1 protein-coding gene is annotated in these 334 nt (G+C 45.5%); it reads left to right on the top strand.

Translation table 11 applies throughout. The features are described from left to right. A partial coding sequence (locus J0A66_RS22310) for a HAMP domain-containing protein (RefSeq protein WP_206576017.1) occupies nt 1-334 on the top strand: 334 nt, incomplete at both ends.

Below are 334 nucleotides of genomic sequence, written 5' to 3'. Positions count from 1 at the left end.
ATTGAGCAAAGTGCCGATCAGCTGCGAACCACGGTTTTACAGTCGGCTTTGGTTATTCCTGCCTCATTATTAATTGCGTTGTTATTTGTCAGATTATTAATGCGGCCGATTAATGAACTTAAACCGCAAATCAGCCGTCTGCAGGAAGGCAACTTTGAGAAAAAGGTGTCAGTGGCGGGAGTGCAGGAGATTCAGGAAGTTGCGCAAATATTGGAAGCCATGCGGGTTCAACTGTTGGAGTTGGAAGAACAGAAAAGTCATTTCATCCGGCATATTTCCCATGAACTGAAAACACCGCTAGCGGCTATTCGTGAAGGGGCTGAGTTGCTTTATG

The sequence above is a fragment of the Bowmanella dokdonensis genome (assembly GCF_017254865.1).
Classification (GTDB): Bacteria; Pseudomonadota; Gammaproteobacteria; order Enterobacterales; family Alteromonadaceae; genus Bowmanella; species Bowmanella dokdonensis.
The sequence above is the reverse complement of the archived record's forward strand: the minus strand, read 5'-3'. Positions and strand labels throughout refer to the sequence as shown.